13 protein-coding genes are annotated in these 15,116 nt (G+C 56.4%); 11 read left to right on the top strand and 2 right to left on the bottom strand.

Going from position 1 to position 15,116, the window contains the following annotated elements; genetic code table 11:
- Positions 1–24 precede the first annotated feature (24 nt).
- The 6 genes from SH661x_RS15535 to SH661x_RS15510 all read left to right on the top strand — a co-directional run bounded on the left by SH661x_RS15535 (position 25) and on the right by SH661x_RS15510 (position 5,653).
- Entirely contained in the window at positions 25–1,242 is a 1,218-nt protein-coding gene (locus SH661x_RS15535) for a cytochrome c oxidase subunit 3 (protein ID WP_437223176.1), read from the top strand.
- 103 nt (positions 1,243–1,345) lie between these two features.
- On the top strand, positions 1,346–1,759 hold the full coding sequence (locus SH661x_RS15530) for a cytochrome C oxidase subunit IV family protein (protein WP_437223174.1): 414 nt from the start codon (positions 1,346–1,348) through the stop codon (positions 1,757–1,759).
- A 287-nt stretch (positions 1,760–2,046) separates the two neighbouring features.
- Positions 2,047–3,015: an ATP-binding cassette domain-containing protein gene (locus SH661x_RS15525; RefSeq protein ID WP_437223172.1), complete on the top strand. Its 969-nt coding sequence runs from the start codon at positions 2,047–2,049 to the stop codon at positions 3,013–3,015.
- Positions 3,008–3,859: an ABC transporter permease gene (locus SH661x_RS15520; protein ID WP_437223170.1), complete on the top strand. Its 852-nt coding sequence runs from the start codon at positions 3,008–3,010 to the stop codon at positions 3,857–3,859. The genes SH661x_RS15525 and SH661x_RS15520 overlap by 8 nt, the downstream gene beginning before the upstream one ends.
- Before the next feature lie 116 nt (positions 3,860–3,975).
- Positions 3,976–5,244 (top strand): DUF420 domain-containing protein, encoded by a 1,269-nt coding sequence (locus SH661x_RS15515; RefSeq protein WP_437223167.1) that lies wholly within the window; start codon positions 3,976–3,978, stop codon positions 5,242–5,244.
- 34 nt (positions 5,245–5,278) lie between these two features.
- Positions 5,279–5,653 (top strand): hypothetical protein, encoded by a 375-nt coding sequence (locus SH661x_RS15510; RefSeq protein ID WP_437223164.1) that lies wholly within the window; start codon positions 5,279–5,281, stop codon positions 5,651–5,653.
- Here the strand turns inward: SH661x_RS15510 and SH661x_RS15505 are convergent.
- Complete coding sequence (locus tag SH661x_RS15505; RefSeq protein ID WP_437223162.1) at positions 5,645–5,800, bottom strand: hypothetical protein; 156 nt, start codon at positions 5,798–5,800, stop codon at positions 5,645–5,647. The two genes, SH661x_RS15510 and SH661x_RS15505, sit on opposite strands and share 9 nt — an antisense overlap.
- 149 nt (positions 5,801–5,949) lie before the next feature.
- Positions 5,950–6,537, bottom strand: coding sequence for an amino acid kinase family protein (locus tag SH661x_RS15500; RefSeq protein WP_437223160.1), 588 nt, complete (start codon positions 6,535–6,537; stop codon positions 5,950–5,952).
- 125 nt (positions 6,538–6,662) lie between these two features.
- Between SH661x_RS15500 and SH661x_RS15495 the strand changes: the two genes are divergently transcribed.
- The 5 genes from SH661x_RS15495 (at position 6,663) to SH661x_RS15475 (ending at position 15,105) form a co-directional block, all read left to right on the top strand.
- Positions 6,663–7,145 carry a DinB family protein gene (locus SH661x_RS15495; protein ID WP_437223158.1) on the top strand — a complete coding sequence of 161 codons (483 nt, stop codon included), beginning with the start codon at positions 6,663–6,665 and terminating at the stop codon, positions 7,143–7,145.
- A 655-nt stretch (positions 7,146–7,800) separates the two neighbouring features.
- A complete protein-coding gene (locus SH661x_RS15490; RefSeq protein ID WP_437223155.1) occupies positions 7,801–8,787 on the top strand; it encodes a DUF1559 family PulG-like putative transporter in 987 nt (328 codons plus the stop codon).
- Positions 8,788–9,058: 271 nt separating this feature from the next.
- Positions 9,059–10,978 carry a tetratricopeptide repeat protein gene (locus SH661x_RS15485; protein WP_437223153.1) on the top strand — a complete coding sequence of 640 codons (1,920 nt, stop codon included), beginning with the start codon at positions 9,059–9,061 and terminating at the stop codon, positions 10,976–10,978.
- 456 nt (positions 10,979–11,434) lie between these two features.
- Positions 11,435–12,802 carry a DUF1501 domain-containing protein gene (locus tag SH661x_RS15480; protein ID WP_437223150.1) on the top strand — a complete coding sequence of 456 codons (1,368 nt, stop codon included), beginning with the start codon at positions 11,435–11,437 and terminating at the stop codon, positions 12,800–12,802.
- Positions 12,799–15,105 (top strand): DUF1549 and DUF1553 domain-containing protein, encoded by a 2,307-nt coding sequence (locus SH661x_RS15475; RefSeq protein ID WP_437223148.1) that lies wholly within the window; start codon positions 12,799–12,801, stop codon positions 15,103–15,105. The genes SH661x_RS15480 and SH661x_RS15475 overlap by 4 nt, the downstream gene beginning before the upstream one ends.
- Positions 15,106–15,116 lie beyond the last annotated feature (11 nt).

Below are 15,116 nucleotides of genomic sequence, written 5' to 3'. Positions count from 1 at the left end.
GCCGCTTGAGAGGTTTCCTGATCCATGTCGCACAGTGCTCCATCTCACGGACATGCTTCCCACGCTCCGGCGCTGCGAATGGGACTCCCAATTTCCAATGCCAAGCTGGGAATGTGGTTGTTCCTCGGCACGGAAATCATGTTTTTCACAGCCTTCATCGGCAGTTACATCGTGCTGTACTTCGGTTCGCCCGGGTGGCCGACCGATACAAACGTGACGCATATCAAGATCTGGGCGGGCGGGACAAACACCTTCGTCCTGCTGACCTCCAGCTATTTCGTCGTGCTGGCTCATGAAGCCATGGCGCAAGGCAAATACAAACGTGCCTGGAATTTTATCGCCTGTACGTTCCTGTGCTCGTGCCTGTTCCTTGGAATCAAGGGGATCGAGTACTATGGAAAGATCGACCACCGTATTCTCCCCGGTCTGATCCCGGAGACCGATCTGCAGGCCGTTCGCATCCTCAAGGATGACTGGAAGAAGCGGATGGATCGTGAACTGAACTCACTCGTCCCCGGCAAAGAGCCGCTGCATATCAAACAAGCGACACTTCTTTCGGAGATTGATACCGCTGAAGGGGCCCGCAAGGAGAAGTTGCAGGCCTGGGCCGATCTGAATACAGAATTCTCCAAATATCGCGACGCTGTATCCGCCAACAAGGTGACACTGGCCTCAGCGGAAAAGACGATTTTCGACCTGCGGCATTTCGGGACGTTCGATGTTGCCGGACAGGAGGTCACCGGGGTCTTCGTCAATCCGAAGATCATCCATTCCGTTCACGAGCATGCCGAAGGGACGCACACCGCCGGTCATGAAGAGCATGACAAGGCGGGCCGTGAAGTCAGCCGTCAGGCAGCTGATGTCGAAGGAGATCTGCATTTCCCCAAACTCGAGCCGGGACAGGCTGCAATTCAAGGAGCCGATGGGCACTGGCAGACTGTCGAAGCCAAGTCAATCAAGTCGCAGAAGCTCAAGTATGCCGGCCTGCTGGGCTCGGTCAATCTGCACCACCCGATTGTGTACGGCAACCTATTCGCGTCCACCTACTTCCTGATGACCGGCTTTCATGCCATCCACGTTCTCGTGGGGATGATCCTGTTCCTGATGGTGCTGGCACAGGGAAGTCAGCTCAGCGACAAGTGGAGCAACTGGGTCGAAAACAGCGGTCTCTACTGGCACTTTGTGGATCTCGTGTGGATCTTCCTGTTTCCTTTGCTGTACATCGTTCCGGGGAATATTTGACGTCACGGGCTTAAGGTGGGTTGCGAAAAGTTTCTGGTCACGGCCAGCCGCTTTTCACACCCCAGACACCTGAACACAGCTTTCTGAATTGCGAGTCTGAATCATGGTACATCTGGCGGGACAGGATCATCTGGATGCGCATCCCCGCGTGAATTACTTCGCGATTTTCATCGCCTTGTGTATCTGCACCGCAATCTCCGTGGCGCTCGATATTGTGGAAATCACGCCGCTTCTGCTGGTGGCGCTGGTGCTGGCGGTTGCCATGGCGAAAGCCCTGTTCGTGCTGACGTATTTTATGCACCTGAAGTTCGAGGGACGCTGGAAGTTCATCATTCTGGCCCCGACCGCTATTCTCGCTGTGGGGCTGATGGTGGCCCTGGCGCCGGACGTAGCGATGCACTACTACACGAACGAAGCTCCGCAGGCGCGTGCCGCTCAGGCTGTTGAAGAGGGACTCAATCCGCCCCCTCCGCAAGGAGAGTCTGAGCAGATGGCCCCCGGCGACGCCGCTCATTAGCCGCTGTCTCAGGGGAATGTGGCGGCGATCCAGGGAAATTTGTCGTTCGAAAGCTGTGTGGATCGCCGCCGGAGCGCCACACTTTCGTGAGATTCGCTCTTGGCAATCGTCTGAATTCTCAGGCCTCTTTCTCCCGTCCCGCAAAGTGCCACTCATCTCGTTGGCGATGAAGCCATGCGATGGTCTATAGTCCACTGTCGCCAGGAATCGTCGCCTGTCGAAATGCGGGGACAAGGTTCCCCCCCGATCACCTGCTATTTCCTTTTCCCACCTGAAACAGAGTTGCCATGGCCGCCGTCGTTCTCGAACAGCTGGAGTATCGCTACGGCGAACGACTGGCACTTGCAGGGGTCAGTTTTGAAGTCGCATCGGGCGAAATCTTCGGCTTGCTCGGTCCGAACGGAAGCGGCAAGACGACGCTGTTCCGGATTCTGTCGACCTTGCTGCCGGTTCAAAACGGTTCAGCGGTAATCGGCGGTCACGACGTCGCGTCCGATCCCGATGGAGTGCGACGGCAGATTGGCGTCACGTTTCAATCGCCAAGCCTCGACGTCAAGTTGACGGTCAAAGAAAACCTGATTCATCAAGGTCATCTGTACGGCCTGTCCGGAAAGGTGCTCAAGTCCCGCTGTGAGACCGTGCTGGAACAACTCGGCGTTGCAGATCGTGCCCACGACTTCGCTGAAAAGCTGTCCGGCGGACTCAAACGACGCGTGGAAATTGCCAAGTGCCTGCTGCATGGTCCACGAATTCTCCTGCTGGATGAACCGAGTACCGGTCTCGATCCCGGGGCCCGTCATGAATTGTGGAAGATCCTGCAGTCGCTGAGGGACACGGACGGCGTAACGATTCTGGTCACCACGCATCTGATGGAAGAAGCGGATCGCTGCACCCAGCTGGCGATTCTCGATCTCGGCAAGCTCATCGCATTCGGCAAGCCGGGTGAACTGCGATCACAGGTCGGAGGTGACAGTCTGACCCTGCAGACCGATCATCCGGATGAGCTTCGAAGCAAGCTGGAATCACGCTACAGCGTGCAGGTGAGCCGGGTCGGGGATTCGCTCCGGATCGAACGGGAGCGGGGACACGAACTCCTCAGCGACATCGCCACAACCATGCCTGGAGAATTCCGGTCATTAACGCTGGGCAAGCCGACTCTGGAAGACGTATTCATCAAGTTGACGGGACGCGGACTGCAGTCAGTTGAAGCGGAACCGACCGGGAAGAAGAAAAAGAAGCGAGGTTCACATGACTAGTCCGGCCGCAACTGTTCCACCGCAATCGTCACAGGCCTGGCTGTGGGCGTCTTATACGCTTGCTGTCCGGGAAGTGGTTCGATTCTTACGCCAGCGTTCCCGCGTGATGAGTGCCGTTGGGCAGCCGATCATTTTCTGGATCCTCTTCGGCGCGGGTCTGGCCGGTTCGTTCCAGATGGGGGCTGGCGAAGGAGAGTCGGTGACGTCGTTTCAGGAGTACTTCCTGCCGGGCGTCGCTGTCCTGATTGTGCTCTTCACTTCGATCTTCTCCTCGATCTCTGTGATTCAGGATCGCAATGAAGGGTTCCTGCAGGGAGTCCTTGTCGCCCCCGTTCCACGCTCATCGATCGTGCTCGGCAAAGTCCTCGGCGGAACGTTCCTCGCCCTTCTGCAGGCGTTTTTGTTCGTGCTGATTGCACCGATGCTGCACTTCGTCGGACTGGCTCCCGCAATGCAGCTGAACCTTTCGATTCCAGCAATGCTTGGAGCAGTGCTGTTCCTTGCATTGATCTCGCTGGGCCTGTGTGCCCTGGGCTATTTCTTTGCATGGAAGATCGATTCCACGCAGGGGTACCACGGAGTGATGAGCGTCGTACTGTTGCCGATGTGGCTGATCTCCGGGGCGTTCTTCCCCGGCGACAAGAGCGTCTGGCTGTCATGGCTGATGGCACTCAACCCGCTAACCTACGGCGTGGCAGGTCTGCGTCGCGTCATGAGTTCCAACCCGGCTGCTGTCAGTCACCTTCCTCCGTTCTGGCTGTGTCTGGTGGTGACGGCAGCATTCGCCGTCGGCTGCCTGTTGATCGACATCTGGGTCACCCGACGAGATCAGGCAATCAACTGATTCGTCGATAAGGAAATCTGTCGAGTAAGATTTCTTGAAACGCGGAGTTCGCAGAGAGCGCGGAGCAGATGAAGCGAAGTTATTCACAGGTGCTCGATGTTGATCGAGCCTGCAGAATGAGTCATGTGAATCTCCTTGCTCGATTCGCAGTCATGCTCTGTGCGTGTCTGTGCGGCAATCTCAATCTGCAAGCCCAGGACGAAGATGCTCCTGCCGCCATCGTCTTGGAGCCGGGTGAGAATCCCCCGCCGTTCGTACAGCTGAGTCCCAAAGAAGCTCCGGTCCCCTGGGACGCAGAGCAGGTGGGAGAGTTTCAGCTGATCGATCAGGATGGCGAGACCTTTACGCGGGAAACTCTCCTGGGCGAACCATGGATCGCAAATTTCGTCTTCACGCGTTGCACGTACCAGTGCCCCGCGACCAGTCGGAAAATCATGGAGCTGAATCAGGAACTTCGGGATGTTCCGGTCCGGTTCGTCACCATCACCGTCGATCCTGAGCACGATACCCCCGCCATCATGAAGGAGTTCGCCAGCATCTGGGGAGCCAAGGTCCCCCGCTGGCGCTTCGCTACCGGAAAGCCCGAAGAGGTGATGCAGCTCATCCGCACCGGATTCAAAGTCCCCGCCTGGGAGAATGTCGGCACGGAAAGACTCCCCGGAATGGAGTTCGCCCACAGCAACCACCTGATCCACGTCGACGCCACCGGCAGGATTCTCGGCCGCTATGACAGCGGAGTCGATTCCGAACTGGTCACGCTCCGCCGGGTGATCAAAGGGGACATCAAGACTCCCTTGAAATATCAACCCGCCACGCTGGACATGATGGCTGCCCTGGAAGCGAAAAAGAAAGAGGCTCAAAAAGAACTGGCCCGGCAGGCTGCGGGAGATCCGATGGCGAAGCTCCCCGCCTGGGCTCAGCGGCTCCCCGCGACGAACGCACTTCTCAACACCATGGCCACAGTCCTGCTCCTTCAGGGCTATGCAGCCGTGAAGTTCGGGCAGATCCGAATCCATAAACGACTCATGCTCATGGCGTTTTTTGTCTCCATCGCCTTTCTGGCCTGTTATCTTTCCTATCACTACGCCCTGCATCACTATGCCGGCGTGCGCGGGAAGCCGTATCACGGAACCGGCGTGATGAAACCGATCTACTATACAATTCTCATCAGCCATGTCATTCTGGCCACGGCAGTTCCGGTCTTGGCGATCGTGACCATCCGCAATGGGCTGAAGGCCTATCCGCACGGGATTTCCCCCGCGGATGCCGCACAGCTGGTGAACGAACGCAAGATTCACAAACGCTGGGCGTGGATCACATTTCCCATCTGGCTTTACGTTTCGGTGACGGGCGTCATGATTTACTGGATGCTGTACCGGATGTGACGTTCGTCTCTTGCCTGCGAATTGATTTCCAGCGATGATGACATCACTGAACTGGCAAAGAGTGGACCTGTTCCGAACTTCGAGGGAACTTCCGATGGTGCGTCGAAACTTCCAAGCTGCCTGCCTGGGGATCGTGCTGCTGAGCGGCCTGGTTGCTGCACCGTCGGTTCAAGCCTGCCCGATGTGCAAAGCGGCACTGGAGAACAATGAAGACCCGGCAGTCGCTGCCCGTCCGAAGGCGTACATGTACAGCATCCTGTTTATGCTCTCGATGCCCGCAACGCTGGCGACGCTGTTTGGCGTTTCCTTCTACCGTCTCTCCCGGCAGCAGCAGGCGGTCAATGACGTCCTGATGGCGGAGTACCTGGAGAATCATTACGACGGGCAGGATGAAGACTTCTCAGCGTGAACTCTTCATCAGTAGGTAGCCGCAGATCGCAATAAAGATCAGCAGGCAGCCATACTGCATGGGAGTGATGTTCTCCCAGAAGTTCGCGAAATAATTCGTGTAGAAACGGACGTAGTAGCGTCCGGGATAATTGGCTGCCAGAGACATGGCCGCTTCCCCATCTGATGTCCCGCAGATTGCGGTGTTGAGGAAACGCTACGTCGATCGCCGGGCCTGTCAAATTCTTTCTGTGCGTTCCCCCGCCGTTTTAGCCCTCAATTCCGCTCCGACCGGCTCAGGCGGCCCTGCACTCGATCTCAACCGGGCCATCTTTTTATCGCCAGATGAGGGGCCCGCAAGTTGATCCAGCTCACCTCACTCAACCCAGCTGCTGCCGTCGGAAAGTAACGATCCACCAGCTCGTGCGTAGCGGCGTCGCCAAAGGTCATAAAGGGCGATGGCAGATCCCGGGATTTGGCGAGCAGAAGTTTTCCGACTGGAAATTGTCCCGCGACCCACGCAGCCACGGAGTCACTCGTCAGGTCCCATGTCGCCGGCAACTGTTCCAGTCCGGTGAGCCCTGCGACATCGATGATCCGCGGACGCGATCTCAGTTTTACTTCTGAAAAATCGAAACGTGAATTGAGGTCTGCCACCAGCTCGAAGTCCGGACACAGCGAGGCCAGCATGTGGGCGGCAAGTGACATGGACCGCAGGGCGAGCCGATGCGAAATTTGCGGAGGCCAGCGGTGAATCTCGTCCAGTCGACGGATTTCGTCCGCGAACTTCCCTCCACCGGGAACGATCCAGATCGGCTCCGGGATCGAGTCCGCCAGCTCCTGAAGTCGATGTTTCAACTCAGGGAGGTCAAACAGACTGCCTCCCAGTTTGACGACGAGACTCAACGCGGCATCCTCCGGGGGATTGAACAGGTGCGAGCTGCTGGACTTTCAGGACGTCGTCCCCGACAATCGTCGGCTTTCATTTGCGCAAGCATCTTCAAGTCGCCTGTACCGGATCGAAAGAAATCATGGACGCCATTCAAGCTCTCCGTATCGGAATCAACTGCGGAGAAATGATCTGCAAAATGTACGTGGACGACCTGACCGACGCTGAAATGATGTTGCGGCCTGCCCCCGGATGCAACCATGTGAACTGGCAACTCGGACATCTGATTTCGAGCGAACACCATATGCTCGAACAGATCTTTCCTGGATCCATGCCCCCGCTGCCAGCAGGGTTTGTCGAGAAGTACGACCGCGCCAATGCGGCTTCGGATGATCCTTCGGCGTTCCTTTCAAAGGCGGAGTTGATGCAGACCTTTCAGGCACAGCGGGCTGCGACACTCGCTGCGCTTGATCAGGTGAATCCCGCAGATCTGGAGCTCCCTTCGGGTGTCAGCTACGCCCCGACTGTCGCGGAGATCTTCTCGTTGCAGGGGTCACACTGGCTGATGCATGCAGGTCAGTGGGCCGTCGTGCGCCGTATTGCTGGACGGTCTCCACTGATGTAACAACCTGCGATGATCTCGAATTCCAGTCGCGACCGACGTCATTGAGCGTCAAAGTCGATCTGCAGACTGACCCTCGGACGTGAAGATTTGGAGATCGCAACCCGCGTCGACGCAGTTCTCCTTTTCCACATTCCTCGGGATGTGTTCACATCGTTGAATCCGGGTACCGATTCTTCGCGTGTCAAATGCACAATACTTGCGAATAATCGACACGTTTCGTGTTGTTAGATATTGACTGCAACTCCTGTCTTGGAATCAGCTTATGTCGGTGTTGCAGAATTGCGTCACGATGCAGTTGTTCCTGTGAAATTGACGTAAGTCCAATACTTTGGTGGTCGAGATTAGGCCGGCTTCAGCTGGAATCGTGTCAAATTTCCGCGACGTATCACGGGATATCGCTGTTCGTTGCGCAGGCGAAATTGCCCCAGACTTCCTTGACAACAGGGTTTGCAACGCGCAGAATCTCGCTGATTCAGAAAAGGATTGAACCGAACCCCAGATTCGCGAAGATTTTGATTGAAATTGCGAGTTTCAAATTCTTCCGATTTTTCGTGTTGACCCTCCCGCGTCAGCTGCGTTTAGGGATTCTTGCGAGAGGCATAGCGGAACGTGACGTCCGCTGCCTGTTCATACTCACGGCTATTGGAGATTTTTTATGAAGGCACAGCGTAAAGGGTTTACATTGATCGAACTGCTGGTGGTGATTGCGATTATCGCAGTCCTCATCGCATTGCTCCTCCCGGCCGTTCAGCAGGCCCGCGAAGCTGCCCGCCGCTCGCAGTGCAAGAACAACCTGAAGCAAATCGGGTTGGCCATGCACAACTACCATGAAGTTTACAACATGCTGCCACCGGGGTTGATCACCAACGGTACCGCCATTGCAACGACCAATCCTCTTTGGTCATGGGGTGCGTTGATCCTCCCGCAGACTGACGGCGCAACCATTTTCAACACTTTGGTCGTTGGTAACCAGACCCCGATCCAGGATCTGGCGGACGCAAATACCAGCAGCCGCAGGACTGCGCTGCTGACTCCGCTTCCGGCTTTCCTCTGCCCCTCTGATACTGCTCCGGGACTGAACACCAGCCGCACAACTGCTGCTGCCACAACTCCGGCTGCTGCTGCGTCAGCAACTCCAGCAACCAGCAGCTACGTCGCTTCGAATAATGCAGGGACGATCAATGGGACAACTGGAGCTGTTGGGACCGTTGGTGGAACTGCAAGTTTCCAGGCTGTGAACGCTGCAACAACGGGTTATGTCGGAGCGTTCAGCACGAACACTTCCACTGGATTCCGTGACATCACCGACGGCACCAGCAACACGGTTCTGGTTGGTGAGCGCGCCTGGAAAGTCGGAAGCACGACCACTCCGTTGTCCGGACTGGCCCTCATTACAACAAACGCTGGTAACGACACCCTGGGCGGGGCGATCGTCAAAATCAACAGCACCGATGCTAACAATGCCACCGCATACAGCAGCTTCCACACTGGCGGGGCTCACTTCCTGCTCGGTGACGGTGCCGTTCGCTTCATCAGTGAAAACATCAGCTTCACTCCTTCTCAGACAGCCATTTCATCCACGAACAACACCTTCGGATGTCTGATCGGGATTCGTGACGGCCAGGTTATGCCTGAATTCTAAGCCGACTTGAATCGGGAATTCGCCGTGATTCCGGACTCAGTCTGATTGCATGTATCGAACTCGCTTCTTTCGGTTCTCCGGAAGAAGCGAGTTTTTTTGTACCCGATGTTCAGAATGCTGTCGGCCACGTCAGTACAGCGACACGGGACTTCTCAAGTTTCGGTCCTCGTTGATGAAGCGTTCAGTGGCGTCGTTTGCAAGCTGGTAGGATCGAGTCCCTGACTTTTCACTTGGTATGACGCAACAGGTTCACCCTCACTCACCAGTTCGCATGACGTCGCTCCAGTCAGATCGCGGGGTCTGGATCTCGCTGTTTCTGTTTGCAGTCACGGGAGTGCTTTATCTTCCGACAGCCTGGTTTGATTTCGTTGACTTCGATGACTTCGTCTTCGTGGTGGACGACCCGCATGTTCAGGAAGGGCTTTCTCCACGTGGGATCTGGACCAGCTGGTCGCGTGCTCCGGAAGGGAACTGGACGCCGCTCACGTTCATGTCCTGGAAGGTGGACGTCTCCCTGTGGGGGATGACTCCGGGCCCGATGCACGTTGTCAATCTGCTTCTACATGCAGTCAATACCGTCATGGTGTTCTGGCTGCTCTTCTTGCTGACGGACCGCCCGTGGCGCAGCTTCGCAGTTGCCCTGCTCTTTGGCGTCCACCCGCTGCACGTGGAGTCTGTTGCCTGGATTTCCGAACGCCGGGATGTCCTGTTTCTGTTTTGGACGTTGATTGCGTTTCTCTGCTATCGGCAGTACACCCAGATTCATTCAAAGGTCTGGTACGCGTTCACCACGCTTGCGTTCTGCCTTTCACTGCTGTCGAAGTCCATGGCGGTGACCGTTCCTGTGCTGATGCTGTGCCTGGATTACTGGCCATTACAACGCTGGAAGTCGACCAGTGAAGACCAGTCTCCGCTTGTCTTCTCGAAGTGGAAGCGATTGATTCTCGAAAAAGCTCCCTGGCTTGCCCTTTCGCTGGCAACCGGGCTGGTCACGGTATTCGCCCAGAAGCACGTCGGCGCAGCGTTTCTCCACTCCAGCATCAGTCCCATTTCCCGGCTGGCGAACGCAATTCGCGCCTACAGCTGGTACATCGAAAAGACCTTCTGGCCGGTGCGTCTGCACATCCTTTACGAACATCCGGTCAATAACTGGGACGCGATTGCCGTCGGGGTCTCAACGACCATATTGCTTCTGGTTACTCTGGCGGTGTTCTGTTTTCGGCGCCAGCTGCCTTATCTGGTGACAGGCTGGTGCTGGTATGTGATTTCGTTGCTGCCGGTCATCGGCCTCCTGCAGGTCGGCGGGCAGGCCTATGCCGATCGCTATACGTACCTTCCTCAAATCGGCCTGGGCATCATGATTGTCTGGGGTTTCAGTGACTGGACCGCGCGTTTTCGGTCAGCAAGGACGATGAATGCGATCGCAGTCACTCTCGCTGCGGTGCTGTTCTTCATGTTGGCGATCCAGCAGGTCTTCACGTGGAAAAATGGGGCCACACTCTGGCAACATGCTCTGGACATCGAACCGAATGTAACAACTTACAACTACAAAGTGGGCGAGCATTTCCTGGAGGCCAAGGAGTTCGATGCTGCGGAGCAACGATTTCTGAAAGCCATTGAGACGTTACCCAAGTCTATTTTTTCGTGGTTGAAGCTGGGGGCCACTTACGATCATCAAGGCCGCCGTGAAAAGGCGATTGAAACCTACGAGCACCTCGTCTCATTCGACCCGCAGAATTTTCTTGCATGGAAAAATCTCGGTCGGGTCTATCAGCAGCAAGGGGAGCTCATGAAGGCCAAGGAGGCATTGAACCGGGCGCTGCAGATTAATCGAACCGATCCAGACGTATTCAATCGCCTGGGCTTTCTCTACGGGAATGAAGGGGATCTGGAGGCTGCGACGAAGTTGTTTGAAGAGGCTGTCAAAGTCGCTCCGCAGGATGCCCTTTCCCGGATCAATCTCGGGATGGCATTGAATGCGCAGGGAAAGCCTGAGCAGGCAGTCACCCATTTGCAGAAGGGAGTGAGCATTGACCCGAAGAATGCGGCGGCCTATCTCCACCTGGGCGCTGCGCTGGAAAGTCTGAATCGCATTCCCGAGGCCATCATGGCGTACTCTGAAGCAATCCGTCTGAACCCGGAAGATGCGCAGAGTCGCTCACGCCTTGAGTCGCTGCGACCTGTCCGATGAGAGCTTTTCTGATCCGCCATCTTTCATGTCGACTGTGCGGCGTTTCTGTTGGAAGTGGGCCACGTTCGTTGAATCGATCGAGGTCGCGCGTCGCGAATTCGGGGGGTACAATGTTTAAGGAATTTGATTCCTTAAATCTCTCGAAAAATTTGAAAATCCCTTCAATTCTCGACCGAGTCCGCTGGTGATTCATCGGATCTTGATGTAGAAATCTCTGATGGATTCCGGGAATTGAATTCCGAAAATGAAAACGACAACCTCCAGATTGTGATAGAATTCGGCTGAATTCTTGATAACCTGAATTCGATTCCCCACCAGACTCCCCGATTGCCTGCCTTTGCCTGACCCACAGAACTGACGACGCTGCCTTCCTCTCCCACCGTATTCAGGAGGCTCATGATCATGCCGGCGTTTCCCCCTTCACCGTGCTTTGGTCCCGTTGACCGACGCTCTTTCATGCAATTGGGGCTGGCGGGGTTTTCGACCCTCACCTGGCCGGGGCTCGCGAGGCTGCGAGCAGAGAATGCTGCCAAATCTCCTCAGCAGAAGACCGCCGTCATCATGGTCTGGCTGCCGGGCGGATTGTCTCACCTGGACACTTATGATCCCAAGCCGGAGATCGGTTCGGAGTATCGTGGCCCGTTTGAAACGATCGATACGGCGGTGCCCGGGCTGCAGCTGACCGAACTGCTCCCGCTGCATGCGAAGATCGCTGACAAGTTCACGATCGTGCGTTCGATGCATCATCATTCCCCCGGTCATCCCGCTGGAAGCATGCGGATGCTTTCTGGAGATCCGGATACCCGGGATAAGGACAAGCCCAAATTTCCGGACTGGATGTCGATTGCGACCTATCTGCGGGCTCAGCAAGGACCGCGCACAAACCCGCTGCCCCGATACGTCGGTGTTAATCCTCCACTGGAATATAACGGACCGGCCTACGTGGGGAACGCGTATCTCCCTTTTTCTGTGACGGGAGATCCCAACCTGCCTAACTTCAACGTTCCCAATATCGGGCTCTCGTCCGCTGCCGAAGCGACCCGATTGGGAAATCGCGTGGCCTTACGTCAGAGCCTCGACCTGATGGAACGAGCATTCGACAAGGAACGCGAACTGGGTGCGATTGATGAATTCGAATCGCAGGCCATGACGCTGCTGACCAATCCCCAGACCCGTGAAGCGTTCGACCTGACGAAGGAAGATCCTGAGACCCGCGATCGCTATGGCCGCAACACCTGGGGCCAGCAGCTGCTGTTGGCTCGACGTCTGGTTGAAGCGGGGGTTGATGTTCTGACCAGCCAGTTGAGCGGCCCTCTTTGTGGACGTGTCCAGAACTGGGACGACCACGCGGTCAATCATCATGTCTTCGACGGCTTGCGATTCCGGTCGCACGCTTATGATCAGGCTGTCACGGCATTGATCGAAGACATCTATCAGCGGGGTCTCGACAAACGGGTGCTTGTTGTGGTGACCGGGGAATTCGGTCGAACCCCCAAAATCAATTACGATCGGAGCACCGGAGCTGGAGACGCCAGTGCTCCGACCGGAACGCTGCAGCCGGGCCGTGATCACTGGGCTCGCGCGTTCAGTAACATCTGGTTCGGGGGTGGGATGCGAACCGGGCAGGTGATCGGCGCCACCGACCGCCGGGGCGAAGATGTGACCGAGCGGGGCTTGGGACCGGGTGATTTCCTTGCCACGATTTATCGCCACCTCGGAATTGAGTATGATCATGTTGCGATTAAGGACCTGAATGGCCGTCCGACTCCGATTGTCGATGACGGAAAGGCCATCCCCGAACTGAGCGGGGAGGCGACCACATGAAGTCGTCCGCCGGATTCATTTTGAATTCCCTTTTCCATCGTGACCCAGTTCGTAAGCAACCACTGCCAGCCACGATGGAGAAGGGGATCTTCCTGCTGAACGCAGGTATGATCGCGCTCTTTCTGCTGGGACTGCCCGTTTCGAATTGCGGGGCATCTGAACCGGTCACATCGCTGACGTTTCTCAACGACATTGAACCGATTCTCACGAAGGCCGGGTGTAACGGCGGAGGTTGTCACGCCAAAGCAGGGATGGGCCAGAACGGTTTTAGGCTCTCGCTGTACGGCTTCGAACCCGGTGAAGATTACGAACACATTGTGAAGGAAGGTCGCGGCAGGCGGATCTCGCCCGCGTCTCCTGAACAGAGCCTGCTGCTCCTGAAGGCGACCAACTCTGTCCCCCATGGAGGCGGTCAAAGACTGGAAGTCGGTTCCCCCAGTTACCAGCGGATTGTCGACTGGATGGAACAGGGGATGCAAATGGGGGAAGCTTCCGATCCCCATCTGGTCTCGCTCGAAGTTCAACCCCCGCGTCTGGCAATGCAGCCAAAGGGGGAACAGCAACTGACTGTCCGGGCTCATTTCTCAGATGGCTCTGTTCGCGACGTGACCGACGTTGCTGTCTACGAGCCCAACGACAAAAGCATGGCGGAAGCGAACGAGACTGGCCTCGTCAAGAGCTTGGAACTGCCCGGCAATATTGCGGTGATGGTTCGCTATCAAGGGCTGGTCTCTGTTTTCAATGCATATGTTCCTCTGGGGGCACCCGTCGACAATCTCCCGGAACCGAAGAACTTCGTCGATGAACTGATCTTTGCGAATCTCAAAGAGATCGGCATCCCCCCTTCACCGGTCTGCGACGACTCGACCTTCTTACGGCGCGTCTCGCTGGATATTGCAGGACATCTTCCGACGATCGACGAGACACGCACGTTTCTGGCCGACCCCGATCCCGAGAAACGTGACAAACTCATTGAATCACTTCTGAACAGTCCCAGCTACGCTGACTATTTTGCCAATAAATGGTCTGCACTGCTCAAGAACAAGCGGGAAGCCAACAGCGACCAGATCGCCAACTTTGCGTTCTATTCATGGCTGCGGGATGGGTTGCTGGCCAATCGTCCTTACGACCAGACGGTGCGTGAACTGCTGGGAGCAACCGGTCAGATCTCTACGAATCCCCCTGTGGCCTGGTACAAACGGGTCAAGGAACCGGAGAAGCAGCTGGAAGACATCGCCCAGCTGTTTCTGGGTGTGCGGATGCAGTGTGCCCAGTGCCACCATCATCCCTTCGAACGCTGGAGCCAGCAGGATTATTACGGCTTTGCTGCCTTCTTCACCCAGATCGGTCGCAGTCCAACCGCGGTCCAGGGAGAGGATCTGATTTTTCACAAGCGCGGCATCGCCCAGGCAGAGAATAAGAAAACCCGCAAGCCGGTGAAGCCCACAATCCTGGGAGGAGGAGAACTGGAGATCGCGCCTGATGATGATCCTCGGCTGTTCCTCGCCGACTGGATGGGGAGCCCGGATAACCCCTTCTTCTCTCAGGCACTGGTGAACCGCTACTGGAAACATTTCATGAAGCGGGGATTGATCGAGCCCGAGGACGACATCCGAGATTCCAATCCATCGTCGAATCCGGAACTGCTGAAAGCGCTCGCGAAACACTTTGTGGACAGCGGGTTCGATCTCAAAGCAGTCATCCGCGTGATTACGCAGTCGAAGACCTATCAGTTCGCGGCGAGCGAAAATGAATTCAATGGCGTCGACCGGCAGAACTTTTCGCGGTTCTATCCGCGTCGTCTGCCGGCCGAGGTGCTGCTGGATGCGATCGATCAGGTGGCGGGGACTCATACCGACTTCGCGGACATGCCCCGTGGAACGCTCGCCATTTCACTTCCCGACAACAGCTACAACAAGTCGTCTTACTTCCTGAAGGTCTTCGGGCGACCTGACAGCGCCAGCGTTTGCGAATGTGAACGCGTTCAGAGTTCCAGTCTGCAACAGAGTCTGCACCTGCTGAACAGTGATGAGGTTCGTCAGAAGTTGACGGCCAACGGCGGCCGTGCACAACGGCTCGCAGAGGGGATGCAGTCCGATTCGGAGAAGATCCGTGAGCTGTATCTGGCGGCGTTCAATCGCGAACCGCGCGAGGAAGAACTGCAGATCGCGGAGTCGTATCTGGCAAAGCCGCGGTTCGATGCTGACGGCAAAGAACTCGATGTCGGAGTTTCCAGGCGGCAGGCCTATGAAGACCTGCTCTGGGCACTGATCGACACCAAAGAATTCATCTTCAATCATTGAGTCGCGAGGAC

This window comes from Planctomicrobium stercoris (assembly GCF_051465655.1).
In the GTDB taxonomy this organism is placed as follows: domain Bacteria; phylum Planctomycetota; class Planctomycetia; order Planctomycetales; family Planctomycetaceae; genus Planctomicrobium.
The sequence above is the reverse complement of the archived record's forward strand: the minus strand, read 5'-3'. Positions and strand labels throughout refer to the sequence as shown.

Excerpts from the sequence above, each read along its gene's own strand:
- SH661x_RS15535 (WP_437223176.1), top strand. The coding sequence starts at position 25 with ATGTCGCACAGTGCTCCATCTCACGGACATGCTTCCCACGCTCCGGCG.
- SH661x_RS15530 (WP_437223174.1), top strand. The coding sequence starts at position 1,346 with ATGGTACATCTGGCGGGACAGGATCATCTGGATGCGCATCCCCGCGTG.
- SH661x_RS15525 (WP_437223172.1), top strand. The coding sequence starts at position 2,047 with ATGGCCGCCGTCGTTCTCGAACAGCTGGAGTATCGCTACGGCGAACGA.
- SH661x_RS15520 (WP_437223170.1), top strand. The coding sequence starts at position 3,008 with ATGACTAGTCCGGCCGCAACTGTTCCACCGCAATCGTCACAGGCCTGG.
- SH661x_RS15515 (WP_437223167.1), top strand. The coding sequence starts at position 3,976 with ATGAGTCATGTGAATCTCCTTGCTCGATTCGCAGTCATGCTCTGTGCG.
- SH661x_RS15510 (WP_437223164.1), top strand. The coding sequence starts at position 5,279 with ATGATGACATCACTGAACTGGCAAAGAGTGGACCTGTTCCGAACTTCG.
- SH661x_RS15505 (WP_437223162.1), bottom strand. The coding sequence starts at position 5,800 with ATGTCTCTGGCAGCCAATTATCCCGGACGCTACTACGTCCGTTTCTAC.
- SH661x_RS15495 (WP_437223158.1), top strand. The coding sequence starts at position 6,663 with ATGGACGCCATTCAAGCTCTCCGTATCGGAATCAACTGCGGAGAAATG.
- SH661x_RS15490 (WP_437223155.1), top strand. The coding sequence starts at position 7,801 with ATGAAGGCACAGCGTAAAGGGTTTACATTGATCGAACTGCTGGTGGTG.
- SH661x_RS15485 (WP_437223153.1), top strand. The coding sequence starts at position 9,059 with ATGACGTCGCTCCAGTCAGATCGCGGGGTCTGGATCTCGCTGTTTCTG.
- SH661x_RS15480 (WP_437223150.1), top strand. The coding sequence starts at position 11,435 with ATGCAATTGGGGCTGGCGGGGTTTTCGACCCTCACCTGGCCGGGGCTC.
- SH661x_RS15475 (WP_437223148.1), top strand. The coding sequence starts at position 12,799 with ATGAAGTCGTCCGCCGGATTCATTTTGAATTCCCTTTTCCATCGTGAC.